At 60.1% G+C, this 25,957-nt stretch carries 22 protein-coding genes; 6 read left to right on the forward strand and 16 right to left on the reverse strand.

What is annotated here, in order from left to right:
• Position 1: 1 nt before the first annotated feature.
• Entirely contained in the window at positions 2-2,584 is a 2,583-nt protein-coding gene (locus tag G3N59_RS08105) for a type VI secretion system Vgr family protein (protein WP_205982043.1), read from the reverse strand.
• 648 nt (positions 2,585-3,232) lie between these two features.
• Between G3N59_RS08105 and G3N59_RS08110 the strand changes: the two genes are divergently transcribed.
• Together G3N59_RS08110 and G3N59_RS08115 are read left to right on the forward strand one after the other, a co-directional pair.
• Entirely contained in the window at positions 3,233-3,835 is a 603-nt protein-coding gene (locus tag G3N59_RS08110) for a UbiX family flavin prenyltransferase (RefSeq protein WP_205982044.1), read from the forward strand.
• A 33-nt stretch (positions 3,836-3,868) separates the two neighbouring features.
• Positions 3,869-4,333: a pyridoxamine 5'-phosphate oxidase family protein gene (locus G3N59_RS08115; protein ID WP_205982045.1), complete on the forward strand. Its 465-nt coding sequence runs from the start codon at positions 3,869-3,871 to the stop codon at positions 4,331-4,333.
• Here the strand turns inward: G3N59_RS08115 and G3N59_RS08120 are convergent.
• A complete protein-coding gene (locus G3N59_RS08120; protein ID WP_205982046.1) occupies positions 4,325-5,146 on the reverse strand; it encodes an IclR family transcriptional regulator C-terminal domain-containing protein in 822 nt (273 codons plus the stop codon). The two genes, G3N59_RS08115 and G3N59_RS08120, sit on opposite strands and share 9 nt — an antisense overlap.
• Positions 5,147-5,318: 172 nt before the next feature.
• On the opposite strand from G3N59_RS08120, the gene G3N59_RS08125 reads away from it, so the two are divergent.
• From G3N59_RS08125 to G3N59_RS08135, 3 genes are read left to right on the forward strand one after another with little or no spacing between them, the layout of a single operon-like run.
• Positions 5,319-6,821, forward strand: coding sequence for an MFS transporter (locus G3N59_RS08125; protein ID WP_205982047.1), 1,503 nt, complete (start codon positions 5,319-5,321; stop codon positions 6,819-6,821).
• A gap of 28 nt (positions 6,822-6,849) precedes the next feature.
• A complete protein-coding gene (locus tag G3N59_RS08130; protein ID WP_205982048.1) occupies positions 6,850-8,001 on the forward strand; it encodes an HlyD family secretion protein in 1,152 nt (383 codons plus the stop codon).
• Entirely contained in the window at positions 7,998-9,479 is a 1,482-nt protein-coding gene (locus G3N59_RS08135; protein ID WP_205982049.1) for an efflux transporter outer membrane subunit, read from the forward strand. The genes G3N59_RS08130 and G3N59_RS08135 overlap by 4 nt, the downstream gene beginning before the upstream one ends.
• A gap of 126 nt (positions 9,480-9,605) precedes the next feature.
• On the opposite strand, the gene G3N59_RS08140 is transcribed toward G3N59_RS08135, so the two are convergent.
• Positions 9,606-10,754, reverse strand: coding sequence for a porin (locus tag G3N59_RS08140; RefSeq protein WP_241023290.1), 1,149 nt, complete (start codon positions 10,752-10,754; stop codon positions 9,606-9,608).
• Between the two features lie 598 nt (positions 10,755-11,352).
• On the opposite strand from G3N59_RS08140, the gene G3N59_RS08145 reads away from it, so the two are divergent.
• Complete coding sequence (locus G3N59_RS08145; RefSeq protein ID WP_205982051.1) at positions 11,353-12,441, forward strand: FUSC family protein; 1,089 nt, start codon at positions 11,353-11,355, stop codon at positions 12,439-12,441.
• Between the two features lie 15 nt (positions 12,442-12,456).
• Here G3N59_RS08145 and G3N59_RS08150 read toward each other — a convergent pair whose 3' ends face one another.
• The 13 genes from G3N59_RS08150 to G3N59_RS08210 form a co-directional block, all read right to left on the reverse strand.
• On the reverse strand, positions 12,457-13,092 hold the full coding sequence (locus tag G3N59_RS08150) for a glutathione S-transferase family protein (protein WP_205982052.1): 636 nt from the start codon (positions 13,090-13,092) through the stop codon (positions 12,457-12,459).
• 8 nt (positions 13,093-13,100) lie between these two features.
• Positions 13,101-14,267, reverse strand: a complete 1,167-nt coding sequence (locus G3N59_RS08155; RefSeq protein WP_205982053.1) for a Rieske 2Fe-2S domain-containing protein — start codon at positions 14,265-14,267, stop codon at positions 13,101-13,103.
• On the reverse strand, positions 14,260-15,153 hold the full coding sequence (locus G3N59_RS08160; RefSeq protein ID WP_205982054.1) for an aromatic ring-hydroxylating dioxygenase subunit alpha: 894 nt from the start codon (positions 15,151-15,153) through the stop codon (positions 14,260-14,262). Before G3N59_RS08160 ends, G3N59_RS08155 begins: the two co-directional genes overlap by 8 nt.
• Positions 15,154-15,182: 29 nt before the next feature.
• Positions 15,183-16,256 carry a BMP family ABC transporter substrate-binding protein gene (locus G3N59_RS08165; RefSeq protein WP_241023291.1) on the reverse strand — a complete coding sequence of 358 codons (1,074 nt, stop codon included), beginning with the start codon at positions 16,254-16,256 and terminating at the stop codon, positions 15,183-15,185.
• A gap of 113 nt (positions 16,257-16,369) precedes the next feature.
• On the reverse strand, positions 16,370-17,182 hold the full coding sequence (locus G3N59_RS08170; protein WP_205982055.1) for an alpha/beta hydrolase: 813 nt from the start codon (positions 17,180-17,182) through the stop codon (positions 16,370-16,372).
• The gene (locus tag G3N59_RS08175) at positions 17,179-18,165 is read right to left on the reverse strand and encodes an isopenicillin N synthase family oxygenase (RefSeq protein WP_205982056.1); all 987 of its coding nucleotides are present in this window, start codon (positions 18,163-18,165) and stop codon (positions 17,179-17,181) included. The genes G3N59_RS08170 and G3N59_RS08175 overlap by 4 nt, the downstream gene beginning before the upstream one ends.
• Positions 18,166-18,321: 156 nt before the next feature.
• A complete protein-coding gene (locus tag G3N59_RS08180; protein WP_205982057.1) occupies positions 18,322-19,275 on the reverse strand; it encodes a LysR family transcriptional regulator in 954 nt (317 codons plus the stop codon).
• Positions 19,276-19,876: 601 nt separating this feature from the next.
• Positions 19,877-20,275: a GFA family protein gene (locus tag G3N59_RS08185; RefSeq protein ID WP_205982058.1), complete on the reverse strand. Its 399-nt coding sequence runs from the start codon at positions 20,273-20,275 to the stop codon at positions 19,877-19,879.
• A gap of 131 nt (positions 20,276-20,406) precedes the next feature.
• The gene (locus G3N59_RS08190) at positions 20,407-21,027 is read right to left on the reverse strand and encodes a hypothetical protein (RefSeq protein WP_205982059.1); all 621 of its coding nucleotides are present in this window, start codon (positions 21,025-21,027) and stop codon (positions 20,407-20,409) included.
• Positions 21,028-21,175: 148 nt separating this feature from the next.
• A complete protein-coding gene (locus G3N59_RS08195; RefSeq protein WP_205982060.1) occupies positions 21,176-21,796 on the reverse strand; it encodes a hypothetical protein in 621 nt (206 codons plus the stop codon).
• A gap of 150 nt (positions 21,797-21,946) precedes the next feature.
• Positions 21,947-22,660 (reverse strand): hypothetical protein, encoded by a 714-nt coding sequence (locus G3N59_RS08200; RefSeq protein WP_205982061.1) that lies wholly within the window; start codon positions 22,658-22,660, stop codon positions 21,947-21,949.
• A gap of 41 nt (positions 22,661-22,701) precedes the next feature.
• On the reverse strand, positions 22,702-23,322 hold the full coding sequence (locus tag G3N59_RS08205; RefSeq protein WP_205982062.1) for a hypothetical protein: 621 nt from the start codon (positions 23,320-23,322) through the stop codon (positions 22,702-22,704).
• Positions 23,319-25,946 (reverse strand): M23 family metallopeptidase, encoded by a 2,628-nt coding sequence (locus G3N59_RS08210; protein ID WP_205982063.1) that lies wholly within the window; start codon positions 25,944-25,946, stop codon positions 23,319-23,321. The genes G3N59_RS08205 and G3N59_RS08210 overlap by 4 nt, the downstream gene beginning before the upstream one ends.
• Positions 25,947-25,957 lie beyond the last annotated feature (11 nt).

The raw sequence follows: 25,957 nt of genomic DNA on the forward strand, positions 1-25,957 counted from the left end.
TTTAGCTGACGAGGGCTGCGCCACTCTGTGCGGCCGAGCCAAATTTTTGAGCACACGATTCCACCGTGGGCAATGCCGACGAAGCGCTGTCTCCTTGTGGACCTGACAGCGTATGCGATGCGCCCTTGATTTCCACGGCACCCGGACAGTGGATGTAGAGACTGCCATCCTTCATCTGTAGCGTCGCGCCTCCGACCTTCAAGCAGATTTCTTTCTGCGCCTGAATCTCCACGGAATCTGAAGTTGAGGTGACCTTGAATGTCCGGTCAGCAGTCAACTCGATGTTATCCGTCTGTGCCTGCACTTCAATCTTGCCCCTTCCGGCAAAGAGTTTCATGCCGGCACCCTCGACAAAAATACTCAGCTTCTGCTTGATGCTCGCCAGAAACGACCCGGAAGCCGCAAGCGTTGTGTTTACCCCGCTAACCAGATTGATGTGCTGGGTAGCCGCCAGTTGTATCGAGGATTGAGTCGCCAGACCAATGTCCTCAGAGCCCGCCAGAAGAATCAGCGGTTTCTGGAAATTGTTCGCCTGTCCTTTCCCACTGTTGCTGCTTTCCGATGAGGTCGCAGCTGAGGAAGCCAGCGCCGAGGATGCCGCAGCACTGGTCGCTGCTCCACTTCCGGTCTGGGTTGCCTGAGCAAATTCGTTCAGCGACGTGTGAGCATCCGTCAGCGTTTCGGCCTGCGCAGAGGCCGCGGCTTCCGAGCGACTTTCGATGACTCCGCCAGACTGGACCAGGTGCTCGTAGGCTTCCTTGACATCCATTTGCTGCGCCGTAGTGCCTGTACGAGCAAATGTGGTGAGGAAGAGCCCCTGAGCGGCACGGACCGCACCACTGTTATCGGTTTTCAGATTGAAGCCCGAGCCCAGAAAGGCGCCACGCGTATTGTCCTGCTGGTCAATCAGGTAACCGAGATGCAAGAGAGATGACCCTGTCGAACTGAAAAGCTGAGTTCGATTCTGGCCCGTCGTATCATCAAAGACCAGCTGATTGAAGCCATCGCCCTTGTACTCTTTGGATTTGTAACCCGACATCGTTCCCTGCGTGTGCCACTGCGGAACCTGGTTTCCATTGAATACAGCCCCGCTCACTAGCGGTCGGTCACAATCGCCGTCGAGAAAAGTTACGACAACCTCCTGGCCGATGCGCGGTACGTAGACGCCACCGAAGTTACTCCCGGCATGCGTAGACATGACCCGCATCCAGCAAGACGAGCTTTCCTGGTCATCAGACCGGTCCCAATTCATCCGGACCTTGACCCGGTTAAGGTTGTCCGTGTAGACCTCCTCCCCTGACGGCCCCACAACTGTGGCGGTCTGGGTGGAAAGCACTGGCTTGTGATGTTCGAAAGGGCTTCGATACGGAACGATGCGACGCTGAGCCTCGATTTCAACGAGAAAGAAGCCGACACTGCTCGACTCTTTTGTGGCGGCAGAGGCCCCGTCCGCCCCCTGATGCGCCAGACGCACATGCTCCAATTCATTCTGCAAACTGAACGGAAATGGCTGACTATCGCCAACAGGCAAATTGTTCTCGATATACCACCGTGTTTCGATGACGACGAATTGTCGGTTTTGCTCGGAATCAGCCTCAGAATCTGGATGATTCGCCAACTCAAACCAGCGTCCCGCATCCATCCTCCGCACGCTGCCGGTGCCATAGAAGCGCTTGGCGCGCGACTCCAACTCCTCCATACGGAACCGGCTGATGTCATCGCCTCGACTACCGGTGTTATACGTGTACGCTCCACCGTATTCGTATATCTCGGCCTGGTTCGGCAAATCGCCCTGGCCCGCCTTTGCTGGAATAGATTGAGATTTAGGCGCAAGCGGGTTCTTATAATCAACCGTACTAAACGAATAGGTAGCGCTCTGGAGCTCACGCGACCCAGCCCACTGGACCAACGTATCGGATTCGCTGGCGATATCTGAACGGTAGAATTCGACCTGCTGGGAGGTCAATGGCTTCAGTGAGTAGATGTCGTCAGTGATGACCAAAGTATGCGACTTGCCATCAGACGCTTGCTCAAGCGTGTAGAACCAACCCTCCGATTCAAGCAAACGATGGACGAAGTTGTAGTCGCTCTCATACTGCATACAGAAGGAGCGAACCGGTGCCGGATTGCGAACTTCAAATCGAAACGCACCCGAAGCTTGCGGATGTTCTGCGAAGATTTCCTGAATTATCGAATCGGTCGATTTTTCCTGAAATATCCTCGCATCTTTTCTGAAACGTAAAAAATACATCCAAGTCGATAATATCAACTGATAGCTTGTCAGTTGACCATCAGCTCCAAGCCGACGCGCCGTGTGGATATATCCGTTAAATGGCAGATACGATTCACTCTCTGACTGCTGCAACCAGAGCGTAGCAGGCTGTGCAATAAGTGATTTAAGCTCAATTGCCCCGCTAAGCGATACGACATCCAGCGTGAACTGGTAGTCTCGCCCAATACGTGAGTGACCAGAAACGCGTTGAGGGAGAAGAATATCGCTACCCAGACTCGTATCAAGCTTGACAAGTCGGTTGTATTGACTCGCAGTCGATTGCAACAGCTGCGAGAGGTCTTGCGCGCCCATTTTCCCCCCAAGAATTTTCTGTCAATGTAAGACGTGCCATGATGCTAAAGGGACGAGCATTAATGAACAACCCCATCTATTCGTTTTGCATAATTTTCAATCACGCTAACAACTAGTTCATCCTCTAACGCTAAGAAAAATAAAATTCCCGCAAAATCTTTGAGTACTTCTTTCTCAATTTTTTAAAATTAGAAAAAATTACCGATTACGAATTTATTGAGTTTAACTATTGACTTACCCCTCAGAAAGAGGGGGTATGCGCGTTTTTACACGACCTAATACCCTGGATTTCGCAAACAACTCGACAACCACCAACCACAATCTCAGTCATCAGCCCGCTTCTTTCCGCCAACCTGTATGAGCGTAATCCGCCCATTCTCCACCTGATGTGACCACCAGTTCCCACTACCGGCCGCGGTCGCGCGGCGACTATAAGCAAGGAACCTCCCCGCCCTCCCCAACACCCCCCCATCCACCAGCTCAACCACCCCCAACACATAAGCAAAAACTTATCAAAATCACACGTTCAAGTGTATCGATCTTCTCCAACCCGACGCGCATACTCTCCCTATCGACGAACGCCTTCCCGCCTCGCTTGCGGCCCGGAACGCGCTGCGCACATTCAACCGCACACTGGAGTCACACATCATGCAAAAGCCACGAGTCGTAGTCGGAATCAGCGGCGCCACGGGATTCATGTACGGCGTCAAGGTGTTGCAGCTTCTGCGCGAACTGGGCGCGGAATCGCACCTCGTCATGTCGAAGGCAGCTGGCCTCACGCGCGAACACGAAACCACGCTTGCGCGCCAGGACGTAATCGATATGGCCGATGTGTTCTATCCCACCGGCGCCGTCGGCGCGGCGATTTCGAGCGGTTCGTTCCGCACCGCCGGCATGATCGTCGCGCCCTGCTCGATGAATACGCTCGCCTGCATTGCGAACGGCGTGACCGAGAACCTCGTCACGCGCGCCGCCGACGTCACGCTCAAGGAGCGTCGCCGTCTCGTGCTGATGGTGCGCGAAACACCGCTGCATCTGGGGCAGATCCGCAATATGGCGGCCGTGACGGAATACGGCGCGATCGTGTTTCCGCCGGTGCCGGCGCTCTACGCGGGCCCGCAGACTGTCGACGCCATCATCACCCACAGCGCGGCGCGCGCGGTCGGCATGCTCGGCTTCGAATCGCAGGCGCAGCCGCGCTGGGGCGAAACGGTGGCGGCGCTGTCGGCTGAAGAAGAATTGCAGTGGTAATCGGCGCTTTCAAGCGCATCGGGAATTGAATCCATGAACACCTTGCCCACCGATATCGCCGATTTCCTGCACACGCATCACGTGCTCTCGCTCGCCGTCTGCAGCCAGGACGTGCCGTGGGCGGCCAACGCCTTCTTCGCCTTCGACAAGGCCACGGCGAGCCTCGCGATCCTCGGTCATCTGGAGACGCAGCACGCCCGCATACTGCTGGCGAATTGCCATGTGGCCGGCACGATCGCGGGCCAGCCGTCCACGCTCAGCGAGATCACCGGCATGCAGTTTTACGGCCTCGCACGCGTGGTCGATGACGAAGCCGAACGGCGCGCGGGCCTGAAGCTCTACCACGCGCGCTTTCCGTTTGCGACCGGCATGCCCGCGCCGCTCTGGCGCATTCATCTGCTGCGCCTGAAGCTCACCGACAACCGCACGACCTTCGGCAGCAAGACCACGTGGGAGCGCCACGCGGAGCACGCCGCCGCCACTCCGGTCTCAGGCTGACGCGCCCGAAATGCGCCGCGCCAGCAGTCGCGCACTGTCCGCCAGCGCAAGCGCGATCGCCGCGCGCTCGGAAGCAAATCGCGCCGATGGCAGCGTCACCACGATCGAGTACGGCTTGCCGCCCATTTCCAGCGCGATAGCCAGCGCCGAAATCCCGTCGAACGGTTCGTCCTCTTCGATCGCGTAGCCGTCGCGGCGCGCCTGCGCGAGTTCCGCGTCCAGCGCCGCACGATCGACGCCCGGATTCGATCCCCCGCACGCACACGCGGCGGCGATCTGCGCGTCACGCGCGCTGTCGGCCAGGATCGCGAGCATCGCCTTGCCGGGCGCGCTGGTGAACAGATCGACTTCGAGCACTTTCGGCAGCACGACGCGCAGCGGGCGCGGCGAACTGAGCGTTTCGAGCACGATCACGCGGCCGTCGGCGAGCGTGGTGAGCACCACCGATTCGTCGAGTTCGGCGAGCAGGCGGCTCATTTCGCTGCGGAACGCTTCGACCGGATCGGCGTCGAGACCGCGCGCGAGCACGCCCATTGTCGGGCCGAGGCAGAAGCCGCCCGAAGCCGCGGGCGCGACCATGCCTTCGTCTTCGAGCGCGCCGACGATGCGCTGCACCGTCGAGCGCGGCAACGCCACGCGTGCGGCGATGGCGCCCAGGCTCAGGCCGTTGTGGCCCTGTTCGGCCAGCACGCGCAGCACGCCCACGGCGCGCCGGATGACCTGAATGCCCGAGCGCGCGTCGTCGCCGCGCTCGTCGTGGGATGTGTTCGCGGGATCTGCGGGAGGGATTACCGCTGCGTTTTTCTTGACCATGTTTCCACCGGGATGTCAGCGCACCCAATAACCATATTGTGATACATTGCACCGCATTGCGGTTATCTGCATTATCGACGCGAGGCGTGGCAGCGCCAACGCGTGTTGTTAGAAGGAAATGATTTTGGACAAAAAACCCTTGATTGGGCTTGGCGGCGTCATCGTGGCAGCAATGTCCGCCGAATTCAATGATCAGGTGGGCTCGGCGGCGATGATCGATGTGCGCGGTGCGCTCGGCATCGGCCACGATCCGGGGATCTGGATCGAGAGCCTGTACCTCTCGGGCATGGTGATCGGCATGGCGCTGTCGCCGTGCTGGTCGGCGGCGGTCACGCTCAAGCGCATGGTGCTGTTCGCCATCGCGCTGAACTGCGTGGCCACCGCGCTCCTGCCGCTCGCGCCCAACGAAACGTGTTTCTTCGCGCTGCGCGCGGTCGAAGGCTTCGCGCACGGCCTCACCATTCCCCTGCTGATGACGACGGCGCTCAAGTACCTCACGCCGAATATCCGCCTCTGGGGGCTGGCGTGCTACGCGCTCACCGCGACCTTCTTCCCGAACCTGAGCGCCGCCGTGTCCGCCTTGTGGACCGATGTGGTGGGCTGGCAGTTCGTGTTCTTCGAGGCGATTCCGCTGTGCACGATCGCCGCGCTGTGCGTCTGGTACGGCATGCCGCAAGACCCGCCGCACTATGAACGCCTGCGCCAGTACGACTGGCCCGGCACGCTGCTCGTGGTGGTGGGATTAGGTGCGCTCACAACGATGCTTCAGCACGGCAGCCGTCTCGACTGGTTCGAATCGAAGTTCATCTGCACGCTGGCGCTCATCAGCGCGATTGCGTTGCCGCTGCTGGTGATCAACGAATGCCGCCAGACCATTCCGCTGTTCCGCCCGCAATTGCTCAAGCGCCGCAACTTCGCCTATGGCGTGTTCACGCTGTTCTGCTTCGTGATCGTGGCGATGTCGAGTTCGACCGTGCCGTCCGAATATCTCGCCGATGTGCAGGGCTTTCGCCCCTTGCAGATCTGGACCGTGATGGCCGAAGTCGCCGCGCTGCAACTGATCTTTTTGCCGCTCGTGGTCAATCTGCTCGATATCGAATGGATCGACGCGCGCTGGATCAACGGCGTCGGCCTGCTGTGCCTGATCGCTGCGTGCCTCGGTTCGAGCCAGCTCGATTCCAGCTGGAGCCGCGAGCAGTTCTATCTCTGGCAGGCCGTGTCCGGTTTCGGTCAGGCCTGCGTGGTCCTCTCGCTGCTGATGATGGCGACTAATGCGCTCGTGCCGCAGGAAGGTCCGTTTGCTTCGTCGCTGGTGAACATGCCGCGCGGTTTGAGCGAAGTGATCGGCGCCTGCCTGCTCACGCTGATGGCGCGTTTTCGCGGCCAGTTGCATGCCACGCGTCTGCTGGAAAGCGCGGGCACGCAGCGCTATTCGACCTTGCAGGCGAGCGGCGGGCTGGACCCGCAGCATCTGCCGCCCTTGCTCGCCGACGGCGCGCAACGCAGCGCAGGCAGCCTCGCAAGCTTCGCGCACGCCATCGACGTGCAACGCGCCGTGATGGTCGTGAGCGACGACTATCTGCTGCTCGCGGGCGTCGCCACCCTCATTTTCGTCGTGCTGCTGGTGTTGCCCGAACGCACCTGGCCGCCGCGCATCGCGCTTCTGAAGAAGTAACGCAAGAGTTAAACGCTACCGATTTGCCATGAACGATATGACCCAACCCGCCGCCGTTGCGGCCCAGCCCGCCACGCCCCCGTCCTTGCCGAAAGCAACGCCGCCGAAAAAGAGCCGTGTGCCGCTCGTCGCCGGCATCGCCGTCGTGGTGGTGTTTGCCGGTGCCGCCGGCTGGAAGATCTATGGCCCGAGCGCCAATGTCTGGACCGACGATGCGCGCATCACCGCGCACTACACGACGATTGCGCCGCGCGTGGCGGGCCAGATCGCCACCGTCGATGTAGAAGACAACCAGACCGTGCACGCGGGCCAGTTGCTCGCGACGCTCGACGACCACGATTACCGCACTGCCGTCGACCGCGCGCAGTCGCAACTCGATCGCGATCGCGCCCAGGTCGACGACGCAAGCGCATCCGTGGCCCGCCAGCCCGATGTGATCGCGCAGAACAGCGCGCAGGTCCAGCAGATCGAAGCGCGCCTCGCGCTCGCGCAATCGAACGCCACGCGTTATCGCAACCTCGCGGCGTTCGGCTCGGGTTCGAAGCAGGACACCGAAGCCGCCGATGCCACCCTGCGCGAACAAAGCGCGCAACTCACGCAGGCGCGTGCGGCCGTGAGCGCCGCGCAGCATCAACTGGATCTGCTCAAGGCGCAGCACGAAGCGGCGATCGCCACCGTGCACGCCGATGAAGCCGCGCTCGCGCAGGCGCAACTGAACCTGAGCTACACGCGCATCGTCGCGCCGATGGACGGCGTGGTGGGCGAGCGCGCCGCCGAACCCGGCAACTACGTGAGCCCCGGATCGGCGCTGATGGCGCTCGTGCCCGCGAAGGGCATGTACGTGGAAGCGCAATATCGCGAAGTCGCGCTCAAGCATATGCAGCCCGGCCAGCACGTGCGCGTACACGTCGATGCTTACGATATCGACCTGAATGGCGTGGTCGATAGCGTGCCGCCATCAACGGGCGCCGTGTTCGCGCCCATCGCGCCGGACAACGCCACCGGCAACTTCACGAAGATCGTGCAGCGTCTGCCCGTGAAAATCGTGTTCGCGGCGGATCAGCCCAAGGCCGCGCTGCTGCGTCTGGGTATGTCGGTGGAAACGACCGTCGAAACGAACGACGCCAATGTCGTGGGCAACGTCCACGACACGTACCACCGCGCCGCGGATGGAGCATGAACATGGTCATTCGCAATCCTGAACGAAGCGGCAGCAAACGCATTTCGATCGCCGGCTTGATCGGCTTGATCGGCGTGGTTGGCGCGTTGCTCGCGGGCTGCACGGTCGGCCCGCAGTTCGAGCGCCCCACGCCGCCCGCGCCTTCGGTCTGGCACGTCACGCCCGGCGACGGTACGAGCGATGTGACCACCGCCGCCATCGACGAAACCTGGTGGACGCACTTCCAGGACCCCGAACTCGACAGCCTCGTGCAGCGTCTCGTGCGTCAGAATCTCGATCTGGCCAGCGCCAGCGAGCGCGTGATCGAAGCGCAGGCCGCGCGGCGCGTCACCGCGTCGGCGGGCATGCCGAATGTGGGCGCGTCGGTTTCGCAAGCGCATGAACGCGTGAGCGCGACCGGCACTTCGACGCTGGTTTCGCATCCGCCTGGCGCGCCGCTCGAATACAACGACTGGAGCGCGGGCCTTTCCGCTTCGTGGGAACTCGATCTGTTCGGCCGCGTGCGCCGCGCCGTCGAAGCCGCCGATGCGGGCAGCGCCGCCGCCGACGAAGCGCGCCGGGGCGTGGCGCTCGATGCGCTCGCCGAACTCGCCGACGACTACATGACGTTGCGCGGCGCTCAGGCGCGCGCAGCGATCGTGCAGCGCAATCTCGACACGGCCACGCATTCGCTCACGCTGGTCGAAAACCAGTACGCCAACGGCATCGGCAATACGCTCGACGTGGCGCGCGCGAAAGCGACGCGCGAATCGATCGCCGCGCTGCTGCCCGATCTGCAGACCACGCAGCAGCAGAGCATCAACGCAATCGGTTTGTTGCTCGCGCAACCACCTCGCGCACTGCAAGGCGAGCTTGCGCCCGTCAAGAATCTGCCGCTCTTGCCGCCGAGCGTGCCCGCAGGCTTGCCTTCCGCACTGCTGCGCCGTCGCCCGGACATCCGCGAAGCCGAAGCGCGTCTGCACGAAGCCACTGCGCAGACCGGCGTGGCCGTGGCGTCGTTTTATCCGGATGTGAGCCTGACCGGCAGCGTCGGCACCGAGGGTCTGCAGTTCGGCAATCTGTTCGGCCTGCCGAGCCGCGCGTTTTCGATCGGGCCTTCCATCGATATCCCCATCTTCGAGGGCGGCCGCCTGCGCGGCATGCTGAAGCTGCGCCGCGCGCAGCAGCGCGAGGCCGCTATCGCGTATCAGAAGACGGTGTTGCAGGCATGGCGCGATGTCGATAACGCGATGACCGCTTACGGCAATACGCAGCGCCGTCGCAGCGACCTCGCGCAGGCGGTCGATCACGATCGCACGGCGCTCGCCGCTGCCACGCAGCGTTATCAGCAAGGCAGTTCGAGTTATCTGGAAGTGGATAGCGCGCAGAGTGCGCTGCTCACGGGCGAAGACCATCTGGTCCAGGCCGATATGGCGCTGCGCCAGCAGCTGGTTGCGCTCTACAAGGCGCTGGGCGGCGGCTGGTCCGTCGTGGGTTAACGCCGCATGATCGCTTTCACAGTTTCACACCCCCAGGTGTGATGGCCGAGGCACATGCCTCGTTGGATGGCCCTGGCGCTGGAACCCGCCAGGGCCTTTTTTTGCCTGAAGCCTAGCGTTACGCCATCAGAAGCGATGCATGATGCCGACGCGATACACCATCTGGTTCACGCCCGACGACGCCCCTGCCGAAGCATCGACGATCTGCGCTTCGTCGAAGTCCGTGCCCGTGTGCGCGCTGACGACATGCTGCCATGCGCCCTGAACATAGAGCGAAGTGCGCTTGCTCAGATCGTAGTCGAGCATCATGCTGATCTGGTGCCACTTGGGCACGTAGCTGCCCGCCGTCGACGAAAGGTGCGCCATCGTGAAGGTGTAGGTCGATCCCAGCCAGAGCGTCGGCGTGAAGAAGTACTGCGCGTTCACTTCGAAGTTGTCGAACTTCCACGAGTTCCAGCTTGCGCCGTTCGCGAGGCTGGTGTTTTCGAGCCACACGTTGCTGGTCGGATCGTAGACATCGACATGCGACCACGCGGCGGCCACCGCCACCTTCGGGAAGCGATAGCTCGCGGAAAGACCGATGGTCTGCTGCGAAGCGCCGTCGAACAGATCGCCGGAGGTGATCGCGCCGCTCGTCGTCAGGCCCGGGTTGTTCATCTTCAGGTACGAAGCCGCCGCCGCGAAGTTGCCGTTCTGGTAGTTCAGCGTCGCGCCCCACATGCGGTTGTTGGCGAAGCCGCCCGCCTCGTTGCTGAAGCCGTACATGGCTTCGCCGGTGAGGCCGCGATACGTCGGCGTGACGTATTTGATCGCGTTGTTGACGCGGAAATCCCAGTCCGCGTTATCGCTGTCGAACGGGTGCGTGGCGATATCGCCGGCCCAGTTGCCGGCTGCGGTCAGGCTCGCGAAGCCGTAATCGTCGACGCTCGTGTCGTACTGGCGGCCCAGCGTGATCGTGCCGTAGCGGTCCGACGACAGACCCACATATGCCTGGCGCCCGAACATGCTGGAGTCCTGGCCGAGCTTGCCGGTGTTGATATTGAAGCCGTTTTCCAGTTTGAAGATCGCCTTGTAGCCGCCACCCAGATCTTCGCTGCCCTTGAGGCCCCAACGGCTGCCCGCCGTGTCGCCGCTGGCCATCGTCCACGCCGAATGGCCGCCGGCATTGCTGGTGAAATTCAGGCCTTCATCGATCAAGCCATACAGCGTGACGCTGCTTTGCGCGTGTGCGGCGACGGAGAGGAGGAAAAGCGGCGTCATGGCCGCTACCGACATTGCGGTCTTTTTGATCTTCATCGATACCCTTCAGATACGTTCTGGATTAATTAGAGCGTTTCACCGCTGCGCCGTCGTCGCGGCCTTGCACGGTTCTGCCGGCCGTTCACGCCGAAGCAGAGAGGGCAGTCTAGGTTTAATCAAAAGTCGCTAGAAATCAGGGGCTGAAATTCTCAATTCAAGAAATCGAAACTGACGCGCTCGCAGCGGCGCAGCGCGCGTGTATGGGCGCGTATGGCCATTTCGCGTTGTTTTTCCGGCGATGAACGGCATGCCGACTGTTGGCGATTCGCCGAAGGCATCCTTGACCGCAGGACGGTGATATGCATACCCAGCGTGCATCGGGCGCGCAGTCGCCAGTCGCCTCGCGCGAATTTTGGCCGGTTATCATGCGCCAATCCGCTGAACCGGCGGCTTCGCATCGCTACCCTTCGATCGAGCCGCCGCAGCGGGCCACTGTCCGTCCTGCCGGCTTTCGTGGGAGATCCCCGCGAAACCGCGTAACGGGACCGGGCGCTCTCTCAACGCCGGCCATCCTGGCGGCACACCGGTTTGCAGTCACAAGCTGCATCGCCGGTAACACCGGAGATCATCGAACATGATTGCCGTGTATGCGCGCGTACGCGAATGGGCGCGAACAAGCGACCCGGAATTCTCGCGTCTTCATATGGCGACGCGCTCGACGCTCGCTTGCCTGTTGACGGCAACCTTGTGCATGACGTGGCTGATGGCGCGAGATTCGGCCATCACACTGGCCGCGCTCGCCACCTTGTTCGCGATGATCGCGCCGCTTTTCCTGCGGGAGCGGCGCATGTCGGACTGGCTGGTGTCGCTGGCGCTGCTGTTTGTCTGCACCTGCGCGTGCTTTACGCTTTCCGCGCTTAGCGCGTCCCATCCCTTCCTGAGCGGCGCGTTGTTATTGTCGATGGTGTTCCTCGGCATGCTCTGCCATGCGCTGGGACCGCGCGCCACCGGTTGCGCCCTGCTCGCGCTCGTGGCGTTCTATCTGGGGCTTTATCTTCATCCTGCGCCGCATGCGCTCGATGCGATGCTTGCGCTCTCTCTGCTCGCGCTGCCCGTGATTGTCTGCGTCGGGCGCGTGTTGTTGCCGCCGAAGGGCGCAGCACAACCTCTATCGGCACCGGTTTCGATACGCGCCCTTCTGCAAACCGATCTCGCAATGCTTGCGCGGCATCGCCATCATCTTGCGTGGCGGCCTGCCGCGCTGGCTACGATCGCGGCGCTATTGGCGCTGCTGGCCGGCGACGAAATGTCCACCGAGCGTTCGATGTGGGCGGTCATCAGCACGTTCGTCGTGTTCCTCGGCACGCATTCGCGCGAAGGCACGCTGGCGCGCGTCGGCAAGCGGCTGGTGGGCACGATGCTGGGCGCGGCCGCCAGCGTGCTGCTGGTGTCGCTCTTCAAAGGCACGCCGGGCATGCTGGTGGCGCTGATGGTCCTGTCCGTGTTCGGCTGGGCCTACTTCATCCTGCACGCCTACGCGCGCGGCGTTTTCTTTATCACGCTGCTCGTGGGTCTGGTGTATGGCGAGCTTGGGTTCGCCATCGTCGCGCTCGCGGTTCTGCGCATCGAGGAAGTGGTGCTCGGTTGCCTGATTGCCGTTGCATTGGCCGCCGTGCTGATGCCTTCTTCCGCCACGCGGCGCGATACGGCGGTGCTGACCTGAAGCGCTCACCTCGAATCACGAATACGCCGCATAAACGCCCGCCATCGTCACAAAGCCTTGCAGACGTTTGATGCGCGCGCACCATGTGGCCAGCGACGGATAGTCGATCGTATCGATCTGCGCTTCGTCGAGCAACGCGACCGGCACAAAGCAGGCGATATCGGCGATAGTCGGCATGCGGGTGGCGCACAGGAACGGCGTGCCCATCGCCTCGTTGAACCAGCAGGTTTCGTCGAGCAGACGCAGCAAGGGCCGCGCTTCGCGATCCGCTGGCGGCAACGGCGCGCCGATGTCGTGCAGCACCTGCTCGCGGCGCGCGAACACGCTTTGCGACAGCGACGTCGCCACGCCCAGCCAACGCTGCACTTGCGCGCTGATGCGAGCGTCGTTCGCAGGCAACCATGTGCCGCCTGCGTCGTAGCGCTGGGCGAGCCACACGAGGATCGCGTGCGCATCGGCGAGCGTGGTCGTGTCGTCCTGCAACACGGGCAGCGCGCCGAGCGGGCTGAGTGCGCGAAACGCAGGCGTATCGTGCTGGCGCGACGGATAACGCTCGACGCGTATGCGTTCGGCTTCCAGCCCGAGCAGGCCCATCAGCAGGCGCGCCTTGTAGCTGTCGCCGCACAGTTCGTCATCGTAGAGTTTGAGCATGGGCGGCCTCACAGGTCGAGCGTCAGCGTGGGCGTGCGTGCGCGCGAAACGCACACCAGCATGCAGTCGTTGGCGGCGCGTTCGCGATTGTCGAGCCATGCGTCGCGATGCAGCGGCTCGCCGTCGAGCACGGGCGTCAGGCAGGTGCCGCAAACGCCTTGCTCGCAGGAGGTCGGCACATCGACGCCCTGTGCGCGCAGCGCGTCGAGCAGGCTCGTGTGCGCGGGCACCTCGACGCTGCCGCCGCTACGGGCGAGATGCACGGTGAAGGCGCGCTCTTCGTCGTCGCCTGGTTGTGTCGTCTGCGGCGCGCTTTGCACAGGTGTGCGCGGCGCGATATCCATACGCACGAGAGGTTGTGCGATTGGCGCGATGCGCGCTGATGCAGGCGCTTCGGCAAATCTGAATACGGCCTCACTTTCTGCCGATGTTTCGGTCGCCACTACCGCCATCGCTTCCAGCGCATCGCGCAGCGCGTTGAGCCGTGTCTGATGCGCGCGTTGCAGCGCCAGCCGTTGCGCCGCGTCGAAGTCGCCGGGCACGATGCCGTGCACGCGCGTCTTGCCCGCATGCACAGGCTGCAGCACGAAGATCGCCGACGCTGCCGCGCCATCGAGCGATTCGACCGTCAAGGTCTCGCACTCGCCTTCGAAGGCTGCGCATTCGGCGGCATCGGCGTTCGGCAATACGTAGGCCAGCAACGCACGCTGCACGCTGGCGAGATCGGCGTCGATGGTCGTGCTGCGCAGCGGCGCGCATGCGTTTGCCGTGACGCCTTCGAATGAATCGATTTCCGGCAACGCCGGTGTTTCGCCGTGCGCAGTCCGGCAAGTCCACACGAAGCCGTGGCGCTCGATCGCCGGCCAGGTGCTCACGCGGATCGGCGGCGCGCTCGCCTGCGGATGCGCGGGCACCATGCGGCACGCGCCCTCGCCGCTTGCGAACTGCCAGCCGTGATACTGGCATTGCAGCGTGTCGCCGCGATGATGGCCGAGCGACAAACGCACGCCGCGATGCGGGCAACGGTCTTCCCAGACGTTGACGCGCCCATCGTCGGCACGCCAGACCACGAGCCCGACGCCTGCCAGTTCGGTCCGATGAATCGCCGCGTTATCGAGCGCGCCCGCCGTACACAGCGCATACCAGCGCAACGGCTCCTGCTTCGCCTCATTCATGTTGCGCTCCTTGTGCCGATGTCGTTCCATAGATCACGCCGCGCGCACGCAGCCAGCGCCGGTACGCCACCGACATCGCATCGGCCAGCACCGGATGCTCGCTGCCCGCGTCGAGCGGCAGACGTTTGGGCACCTGGTTCACGAGAATCTTGATGTCCTGCGCGAAGATGGTTTGCTGAAAGCCGCGCAATTCTTCGTCGCGGCTCGCATCGTCGAGATAGCTCATGACCGTGTGCGCGACACACCACGCTTCATCGAGCGGCTGCACGAACAGCGCGATCACATCGAAGCGCGACGGCTGCGGCGGGCAGGTCTTGTAAAGCACGGCGATAAAAGGCCGCGCCACGCGATACACGTACTGCACGTCGAGCCCCGCATCCGCCGTCATCGCCGCGCGCGGCTGATAGAAACGGCAATCGCGCGCGTAGAGTTCGTCGTTCGCCTCGTCGTGCTCGATGCGATACGGCGCGACTTCGGTATGCGGTTCGACGCCCAGATAACCCGTGTGCACGAACGGAAAATGCCCCATGTCGAGAAAATTCTCGACCGCGCGCAGCCCGCTCACATGCACGCGAAACGCGCCCGCATGCAGCAGACGGCGATCCGGTTCGGCCGTTTCGGGAATCTCCACAATCGCCGCACGCGGCTCGCCCAGGCACGCCCACAGCACGCCATGCTGCGCGTGGGCGTGACAGCGCGCGCCGGTATCGCGGCGCGTAACACGCACTGCGCGCACGATACCGTCACGCGGGTCGGCATCCAGATCGAAATCCAGATCTACACCGAGCAGGCGCGTGCGCCCCGCACGCGCGCCGTCGAGCGCCGCCACGGGATGCCAGTCGTTCCAGACCTGCACGTCGCGCGACGCGTCTTCATTCGTCTGCATCTGTCACTCTCCTCGTTGCGCGCGCAACCTCATTGCGCGAGGCTGCCCTGCACGCCGTCGACAAACCAGTCGAGCCGGTTGGCGTCATTCGCCGAAAGCGTCGTGCCCGCCGCCACGCGCGTCTGCCCCTTCTGATCCTTGATCGGCCCCGCGAACGGATCGAGCGTCCCCGCGACCAGCGCCGCGCGACGTTGCGCCAGCGCGCGCATTGCTTCGGGCGGCACGGCCTGCGTGTTGACGTGCACGAGATCGGTGATGCCTTCTTTCACGCCCCAATACACGGGCTGATTCGTCCACGTGCCCTGGCGCACCGCTTCGATCGCCTTCACGTAATACTTGCTCCAGTCATACGCCACCGAGCCCAGATGCGCGTGCGGCCCCCACTGGCTCATATCCGAATCCCAGCCGAACGCGTGCACATGATGCGCTTCGGCCACGCTCATCGTCGCGGTGGAATCGGTGTTCTGCATCAGCACGTCGGCGTTCAGGCCGATCAGCGTTTCCGCGGCCTGGCGCTCCTTGCCCGGATCGAACCAGCTGCTGACCCACACGACCTTCACGACCGTCTGCGGCGCGACCGAACGCGCGCCGAGCGCAAACGCATCGATATTGCGGATCACTTCCGGGATCGGCACCGAACCGACAAAGCCCAGCACATGCGTCTTCGACGTATAGCCCGCGACCACGCCGGCCAGATACGCAGACTCGTAGACCTTGCCGTTGAAGTTGCCGAAATTGCGCGCGCTCTTGTAGCCCGAGCAATGCAGGAACACGGTGTCCGGGTAATCGCGCGCGACCTTCATCATCGCGTCCATATAGCCGAACGACGTGCCGATCACCACCTTGTCGCCCTTCGCGGCGCGGTCGCGGAACACGCGTTCGGCATCGGCGTTTTCAGGCACGTTCTCGATGCGCTTGAGCTTCATTTCGTCGCCCAGCACCTTCTGCGCGGCGCTAATGCCGCGTTCGTGCGCGTACGTCCAGCCCGCGTCGCCGGGATTGCCGAGATAGACGATGGAGACGTCAAGCGGCGCGGTGGCTGCGGCCTGGGCGGTTTGCGCGGCGTGTGCGTCGATCGCGCCCGCCAGCGCGACAGCAACCATCGACGCAATCGAGGCGCGTCGAACGAAGCGGGCAAACGTAGGCATTGCGCTAAAACGGGAAGCGGCGGAAATAGCGGGCGTCGTCATGTGAGCGTTCCATTCAGGGCGCGAGGTTAGAGACCGGATCGTGCAGCAGAGAACTTGTCATGCGTGATGCCCAGCCCGTCGAGCGCTTCGCAGACGATCTGCGCGAGTGCTTCAGGCTGGGCCAGTTGCGGAACGTGCCCGCAGTCGATCGAGCGCACCAGGGCGCCGGGCACGAGCGCCTGCATGCGCCGCTGCAAGGGCAGCAGCACCGAGCGGTCGCGCCGCGCCTCCACATAGACGCGCGGCACGCTGCCAAAACGCGCCGCGCTCAAGGTCGCGACGAGCGCGCGACCGCCTTCGGCCTGCGGCGTCAGCAGACTGGCGGCGCGGCGGGCGGCTTCGGGCGGGCAATCGTGCAGGAAGATGTCGAGCGCGGCCTCGGCGGGCACGCTCGACACGCGGGCGTCGTCGCTCCAGACGAGATACGGCGCGATACCGCTCGCGTTCTCGACCTCCGCGCGCGCGGCTTCGACAAGATCGCCGTAGCCCATGCCGGAAGGCAGCATCATGCCGGCCACGTAGACAATGGCCGCCACGCGCCCGGGCATGATTTCCGCGACCTGCGAGGCGATCACGCCCGCGCCGCTATGCGCGACGATCACGCACGGGCCGTCGAACGCATCGAGTTCCGCGCGCACGGCATCGACATAAGTGTCGAGCGTGATATCGCCAGGCGCGGCGGCGTGTGCACCGTCTTGTGCAAGATCGGCGCCGTTGCCGGGCAGATCGATGGCGTGCGGATGCCAGCCGCGCGCACGCATCGGCGCGAGCCACGCGTCCCACGCCCACGCGCCCTGCCACGCGCCGTGGATCAGCAGCATGCCGGCCGCGCGCGTCATCCGTAGGTCCTCCGGTAGCAGGCCTGCAGATGATCGCCGACGGTGATCGGCGCGTACTTGCCCGCCTCGCCCGGCGTCGCCGTGATGCAGGTGACGAGATAGTCCGGGCGACCGGTGAAGAAAAACGGCATCGAATAGCGCTCCTGCCCCGAGATATTGACGACGCGATGCAGCGTCGAGCGGTAGCGGTCGTTGGTCCAGCGCGCGATCAGATCGCCGAGATTGACGACGAACGTGCCCGGCAGCGGCGGCACGTGAATCCAGGTCTCGCCGTCTTCGACTTGCAGGCCGCCGTGCCCGTCCTGCCAGAGCAGCGTGAGACAGCCGAAATCGGTGTGCGCGCCGCAGCCTTTCTGGCCCGGCAACGCGCCGGCCGGTTGCGGCGGATAGTGCAGCAGACGCAACGTGGCCATGGCGTCGGCGCAAAAGCCGTCGAAATAGTCTTCGGCAAGATCGAGCGCCAGCGCAAGGCCGCGCGTGAGACGCTTCGAAAGCGCGTAGAGCGCGTCGAAATACGCCTGCATCGCGGGGCGAAACGCCGCCGAATGCGTGGGCCACTGGTTCGGCCCGCAATTGAAGGCGCGCGCGAGCACAAGCGGATGATCGGCGGCCAGTTCGTTGCCGATATAGAAGCCTTCTTTCAGGTCCGGCGGCGTGCCCGCTTCCAGCACCTGAGCGCGCAGCGGCTCGTAGCCGCGATTGCATGGCGAAAGCGCCTTGTCGATGCGGCGTTTCTCGGCATCGCCGAGCGCGAAGAAGCGTTCGGACTCGCGGCGCGCGGCCTCGATCAGCGTTGGCGGCACGCCATGATTCGCGATGTAGAAGAAGCCTTTGTCGGCACAGGCCGCGTGCAGCGCCGCGCCAACGCGCGCGCGATCTTCAGCGTGCGCCGAAAACAGCCCGCCGATGTCGATGACGGGCAGCGTGGCCGTGGGGACATCGAGCGCATCGAAGGACGCGTGGTTGGGCAAGCTGGCTGACATGCGCATTCCTTGCAGAAGGATTTCAGCCAAGTCTAGCGGCGCCGGGGTGCTCAAAAAAGCACAGAAAAGCGCGCATGGTGATGCCGTTTCGGCATCGGCCCGTGCGTGCGCAGGTGGCGGCTGGAAACAGCCGCGTCTGTGATCGACTTCAAGACGTTAAACGATGGGCTCGTCCTGCTCGCGTTGTGCGATCGCTTCGGCGAGCAGGCGCACGAATGCGTCCAGCGCCGGTGTCATGGTGCGGCCGGCGCGCGCGTAGGCGCCGAGTTCGGAGACCAGCGGACGCGGCGAGCGCAGCGGAATGTGCAGCAGCAAGCCATCGGCGAAATCGTTTTCGAGGCCCAAGCGTGTCTGGAAACCCACGCCGTGCCCGCGCGCGGCGAGGCGCCGCATCAACTCGATCGAATCGCTTTCGAGCACGGTGTCGAGCGGCTTGGCGTAGCGGCGGATCAGCGGTTCGAGCAGCCCGCCGATCGACAGCCGCGCGTTGCCGAGCAGCAGCGGAAAGCGCGCGCATTGCGCGAACGTCACGCTCGATTCGGCGGCAAGCGCGTGACCGGGCGCGACGATCGCGCCCAACTGGAAGCGGCCGACGGCGAGTTGCTGCAGGTCGCCGGTGTGCGGCAGCGAGAACGCCAGGCCCAGATCGGCATCGCCATCGAGAATCATGCGCCGGATGGCCGCCGAACCGGCCGTGTGCACGTGAAAGCGGATGCCCGGATAGCGCGTGAGCATGCGCTCCACCACGTCGGGCAGCAGACTGGTGTTCAGGCCTTCGACGGTCACGACCGAGATTTCGCCGCGCCGGATGCCGCGCAAGGCGTCCATCTCGCTGTCGAAGCGGCGCGCGTCCTGCAGCACGGTAATGACGTGACGCGCGAACGCTTCGCCGGCGGCGGTGAGCGCAAGGCCGCCCGGCAAGCGCTCGAACAGCGGCGTGCCGACTTCGGCTTCGAGCTTCAACAGCTGGCGATTGACCGCGGAAGAAGCGACATGGAGTTGCCGCGCGGCTTCGCGAATCGAACGATATCGACGGATGGCATCGAAGTAGCGCAGCGAGCGCGCGTGGATATGCGAGGCGAGTGCGTCGGGATGGGCGGGCTTGCGCATGGGCTGAGCGAGGGTGGGTCGTGGGTCGCTGGTCACTTTAGGGAGCGATCAGCATAACCGACCAGAAACACGGATACCGTGCGCTCGCGAAGTTTCTTTACTCCGACAAATACAGAAATGACTGATTATTAAATTAAAAACATATGAGCATTGTCCGAATATTTAATCTTGTTTTAATTATCTTGCTCGCTATACTTTACTTTCAAATAAAACTCAATTTAATTCCATACCGCAATCGTCGAGAATACTGACGATCAGGCCAAATATGGAGCGAATAAACGACATGTCACTGCGCCCGGGGAGGCCCCTCAATCCGACCGACAGGTGAAACTCATGTTTGCCTTCGTGATCATGGTGGCCGTTGCCGCTTTCGTCCCGTATGTGGCCACGCCGGCCATTCAACACGCTGTTAGCCCCGGCACAGCGACTCATCAAAGTCAGGACAGTCCTGTTGCTCCGGTGCAGAGTACGGTTGCCATAGCGCCCACAGTCGACGTTAGTTCGGCAACGCCGGATCAATAGATATCCGCTTCGCTCGCTTCCGGTTTATTGATACGACGATTTTAATTTCTAAATGCCCTCCCGGTTCGCCGGGAGCGGGTTAGGTGCGGCCCTGTGGAAAGTGCCCGCCTGGCGCGGGAATTTCAACCCAATCGTGCTTGCCTTCTTCCCAAACCGACCACATGGGCGCCGGGTAGGAAGGATCGCAGATTGCCCCAACCGCGATCCCAATCAATGCGGGATTTTTCCACGCGCGTGCATAAACGGTCGATCCGCAGACAGGGCAGAAAAACGTTTCGAATATTCCGCCGGTGAGCGTTGACCGCTCATAGCGCGTTGCGGTGCCGGTGATCTCGACGGACTCGCTCGGGTAATAGGCCAATACGCCAAACGGCGATCCGGTACGCCGCTGGCAAGCGCTGCAATGGCAAGCGATAACCGTTGTGCTCGCACCTGTTAAGGCAGCAGAGAGTTGACCGCATTGGCATTTGGCGTTCATTGGGGCCTCCGTGTGGATTCGTATGATAGCGCTGGAATCTGGGCGATAGACAATCGTGCGATTCGTGTGAATCAGGTGGGTCTAACTGAACGCATGAGGAGCCCTGCCGAAGCCGGACTGACGACCGAAGATCAAGGCGACGATACAGAATGTGCTGATGCCGCACTCGGATCATCGACAAACTCGATCGAATTGAGCATTTTTATTACCTGCGGCAAGACCGATTCATTCAAATGCTGCAGATAAGCAACATAGCGCACCGCCCCGCACAGAGAAATCTGATCGTGAATGATGCAAAAGGTATAAGCACGGGTTCGCCGCACTTCGTCGCCGTTTATATCATCCATCGAAACACCACCCCCCATCCAATCTTCGCCGTGCAGCGAATGGAACGTCGTGTGCGCTTTCTTGAAAGACATGTAGCCCGATTGTGGATCAATGGCCCAGCCCTTATCTGTCATCCTCATACCGGCGAGCCGAGAAATCACGCTAGTGTCGGTGGCACCCCAACAACTGAACGATATCCACGTTTCGAAGGGACGCCGTGCTTTCGGGTTAATGATCGCATTGTAGTTGGCAAGTTTTTCATCCGCGTTTTCCGTCAACGTCCCGCCATATGGATCACTCATTCTGAAATGGCATGCTTTGACGGACACTTCCCTCTTTACTGTTTCAGTATGAACAATTGAATTAGCCCACGAAGGCATCGCCAGATTGCAAATTGCACAACCAACCAAAATCTGCTTGATCATAGCGCCCTCTTCTCGAAATCATCAGGAATTTCTCCCTGCTCTGCGCATGGGAAAATAGACGATAGTCATCTGATACGGGCAGCGCGTCCACATAACTTTGACAATGTTCTACTGTCTTCTCCGCAGAGACGGGGAGGACGGTTATACATTACAGTGATGCAACAGGGCTTACCGTTGTCACACTCAGATCGTCAATAAATTCGATGGAATTAAGAATTTTTATCACTTGCGGAAGAACAGATTCATTCAAATGCTTTAGATAGGCTACACGCGACACGGCTCCGCAAAGCGCGACCTGTTGATGAATAATGCAAAATGTATATACACGATTTCGCTGCCCCTCGTCACCATTTATATCATCCATCGAAACACCACCGCCTCTCCAACCTTTTCCTTTTAGGGAATAGAATGTCGTGTGCGCGCCCTTGATTTTGGTGTAGCCAGATTGTTGATCAATGGCCCAACCTCTATTTGTTTTCTTCATTCCAGCAAGCTGAGAAATGGTCTTTTCGTCCGTCGCGCTTTCACAACTAAACTGCATTCGCGTCTCAAAAGGTCGCCGTACTTTCTTATTAATATCGACATTATAATAGGCGGTACCTTGATCTTCATAAACCGTCAAAGTTCCGCTGTAGGGATCAGTAATTTTGAAATGGCACTCTGAAAATTTTGCTTCCTTTGTAAAATATTTAATATTTTCAGGAGATTTTGCACACAAAACCGTTGATATGCCAAAAGCAGCCATCCCAGCCAGAATTTTCTTGATCACAGCGTCCTCTTTTCAAAATCGTCAGGAATTTCGCCCTGCTTTTGCGTATCCGGAAATAGACAATATTCATCCAGAGCGAACGGGACACTCACATAACTTTGATTGCGTGCAAATGAAGAGACCCGCTGAAACAGGGCTGATGATTGAGCATCAAAGCGACGATAGAGAATTTGCTGATTCCATACTCGGATCATCAACGAACTCGATCGAATTGAGCATTTTTATTACCTGGGGCAAAACCGATTCGTTCAGATGCTGCAGATAGCCGACGTGCTGCACCATCCCGCACAGTGCAATCTGCTCATGAGAGATACAAAATCCATAAGTACGGATTCGTCGCACTTCATCACCGTTCGTATCATCCATGGTAACTCCCCCACCATTCCACCCTTTACCGTGCAGCGAATGGAATGTTGTGTGCGTCCCCTTGATATCGGGGTAGCCAGACTGTGGATCAATTGCCCATCCTCTTGACGTCATCCTTATCCCCGCAAGTTCGGAAAATGCCTTAGTGTCTGTTGCGCTTCGACAACTGAACTGTATCCACGTATCAAACAAATGCGAAGCTTTCGGGTTGATGGTCGCATAGTAATTGGCAACCTTATCACCATCCATCGCCGTTAGCGTTCCACCATATGGATCGTTCATTCTGAAATGGCATGCCTCAAAGGAGACTTCTCGTTTCACCGCTTCATTCTTTACAGATGAATTCGCCCACGAAATCATTGCTAGAATGCAAATTGCACAACCAGACAGAATCTGCTTGATCATAGCGCCCTTTTTTTTGAAATCGTCAGGAATCTCGTCTTGTCCTTGAGATTTAGGAATTAAACGGTATTCGTCGAGCGCAAATAGCGCGTTCACATAACATCGATAACGTGCATAGCTGGACTGACGGTTCAACGTCAAGGCGACGAAACAGGCCGTGCTGGTGTCGCGCTCGGATCATCGACAAACTCGATCGAATTGAGCATTTTTATTACCTGGGGCAGAACCGATTCATTCAGATGCTGCAGATACCCAACGTGCCGTACAGTCCCGCATAGTGCCACCTGCTCATGAATGATGCAAAAGCCGTATCCCCGGACACGTCGAGTTTCGTCGCCGTCTGTATCATCCATTGAAACACCGCCACCATGCCAACCTTTGCCGTGCAACGCATGGAATTTCGTGTGTGCGCCTTTGATAGCAGGATATCCAGATTGCGGATCGATGGCCCAGCCCTTAGGCGTCATCCTCATACCACTGAGCAGGGAAATAGTCTTGGCGTCTGCGGCGCTCTCACAACTAAACTGTATCCAAGTATCGAATGTCCGCCGTGCGGTGGGGTTTACAACAGCATGATAATTGGCATTATTTTGCTCCTCATACACCGTCAAAGTTCCATTGTATCGATCAATCATCTTGAAACGACATCCAGCAACCGTAATTTCTTTCTCGATTGCTTTAATATTTTCCGGGGTCTTCGCCCACAAAATCGTGGTCACAATAGTAAATATACTTACGATAAAAAACCTACTTATCATAGCGTTCTCCTCTCAAAATCATCGGGAACCTCTCCCAACCCTTGCGTATTTGGAAATAGACGATAGTCGTCCAATACAAACAGCGCGTTCACATAACTTTGATAACGCGCAAGAATTCCATAAACGAGCGAGATGGAAGCCGGATTGGTTGTAGGACTTCCAAAGTTGACCGTCGCCGCTACTTGACCAAAGCATTCGCTGCTGTAGTAGTTGCGTGGCTGACCGCCTGCGGTCAGCATGTGTCGTACAAAGCTGGGAGTTTGATCGGCAAACGTTGCCGTGCCAGACCAAGCCCAATATGCGCAAGCGCTATCTGCAGCATCAATTTTATTGTCTGATACATCCTCTCGCCACTTGCGCATCTGTTCCGTCAGACCAGGATAGTGAACGTCTTGCATACCTAAATTAGATTGACTGATCTTTGCCGCTTTGGTGGCATCGCGCATTTGATTCTTAAAGTCATCAGAAATAACTCTCCCCCGAAACCTCCAGTATTTAATGTAATTTTCCGGATTAGTGAGTTGTAAAAAACCACGCCCGTCCCACGGCCAGTAATATCTCGCGGTATCGTTCTCACGCAACTTCTGGAACCATTGCGTCTCCTGCGCAGCGTTGCCGAAGAATGCGGCCATTCTTAACGGACTGGAAGAAATTCCATATTTCCTCAGCGCTTTGTTCAGTTCAGTTCTATTGGCGCGAATAGTATCGAGACGGAACTGATTGAGACTAACAATTTCATGGACAAAAGTATTAACTCCCGTTTTTCGTAGTGTATGCATCGGCAACATCTGCGTTAGCTCCCCTTCACTTAACCACCGACACTTCCTGAACGTCTCCACAAAAACTCGCGGATGAACGTGATAGTGCACCTTGTCAAGCTGCAAGCCAGCCGCCCGCGCATCCTCCCAGAACGCCAGTGCCGCGTGATGACGTTTGAATCTTGCGTATGCATCGGGACTCATGCACATTGCTAACAGCACATTAGCGGGCAAATCCTCCGGGTTGTTCATTACCCAACCCCAGCGCTGATCGAAATCATCACGGGCCCATTCGGTGGGCATCTTTACAACGCAGCGCTTCAAACGCTCACGAACAGCTTCGCTATGCGTCCCCAGCACCGCCTGTTGCAGACGCTGACGCGCTACGGCATCCGCGCTTTGAGGCGTCGCGGTCGGCGCCGCTTGCTGCGGCATCTGTGAAAGGATCAACTCGATCAATTTTCCGGAATCGCATCGGCTATTGCCGTCCGTATCGTCATCGATAAATGTCCAGCCCTGCCAGTCCGGAAAGTCAGCGTCGCTGCAAACCTTCACCCCCGGCACGTTCAAATCGATAAACACATCCTTGCCGTTAATCCGCACCTTGCGCATGTGCGGAACATGCCCGCGATACTGATCGCTGGCCGCGAGTGCATCGGGTCCAAGTACGCGACCCAGGCGCAGCAATTCATATCCGGCGCTTGCGCAGCCGGGATATTCGGCCATCGCGCGATCGTACAGACCATAGCTATCCTCTGTCGTACTACCCTGCACCTTGCCAGTGAGATCGCGCGCTGTGAGAGTAAAACGGCCACTGTCCTCGCTGATCGAAACAATAATCGGCGCCGCAGTCCTTCCTGACGAAGCAACCTGCCACGTCGCCCAGAGTTGCGGCGATACGTCTGCCGGAACAGGACCATCCCCCCAGATCGCAGGAACGATCAATGTACGCGCCGGATCGTTGGGTGCAGGCAGACCCATCATGTTCTGGTACGAACCACAGATCGCCGCAAACCAGTTCGTTAGATGCGGGTCGTGCTGCCTCAAGCGAGCGATCGCATCTGCATTTAATTGGGTTATTTTTTCTGGCGTGGTACAGAATTGCGCGGCAACACTTGCAAGCGTTTCATTGCTGGTGGGCGTTGAGGTACTGAAAAGCCGCACCGTGTATTTGAGCGTTTCCTCTCGTGGGTCTTTCGAATAGCACAACGTTCCCGCTGGCACCGTAATATGCGATGCACCCCATACACACGTTTTTCGGGTCTGGGTAAATTGACCCTGGTTGCGCCCCATCAACGCGGCGACGTTGGCAGCATCCGCGACACACTCGACGTGAATGCGATTGATCTGGCCGTAAATGACACCGGCCTGTCCGATCGATTCCTTGCGATAAACCTTATCGCCGCAATCAAGGGGAACGTCCTGAACGGTGTTGTGGGCGTGACCATGACTATCGGTCGTCCGGACCTTCTTCTTTCGCGTCGCGCGCTTATGCAGGTGCTGATAGATAGAATAAAACGTGACCTTCACATCATCGCCAATTTCCGTATCGTGGCGAATAATAACTACGCCGTTACTAGTCCATCCCTTGTAGTACAACAGGGGATTCGCTTCCAGCACGTCGGGGTCTTCTGCGTGATCCGGAATTTCCGCACTGTCACGCGCGAACACAACCGTTCCATCCGCCATGGCGCGAACCGATTCAGGTGAATCCGGATTGCCCGGCGCCTGAAAATGCATGCCACCATGCCAGCCAAATTGCGAACTCAGAGGAAATGCACCTTGCCCGGTTATTTCTCCGAGGGTATTACCGTCAGTCGAATTATCTTCATTGACACTAGTGATAAAAGGCAGGCTAACAAGCATAGATTGACACC

This window comes from Paraburkholderia sp. Ac-20340, from assembly GCF_017104965.1.
In the GTDB taxonomy this organism is placed as follows: Bacteria; Pseudomonadota; Gammaproteobacteria; order Burkholderiales; family Burkholderiaceae; genus Paraburkholderia.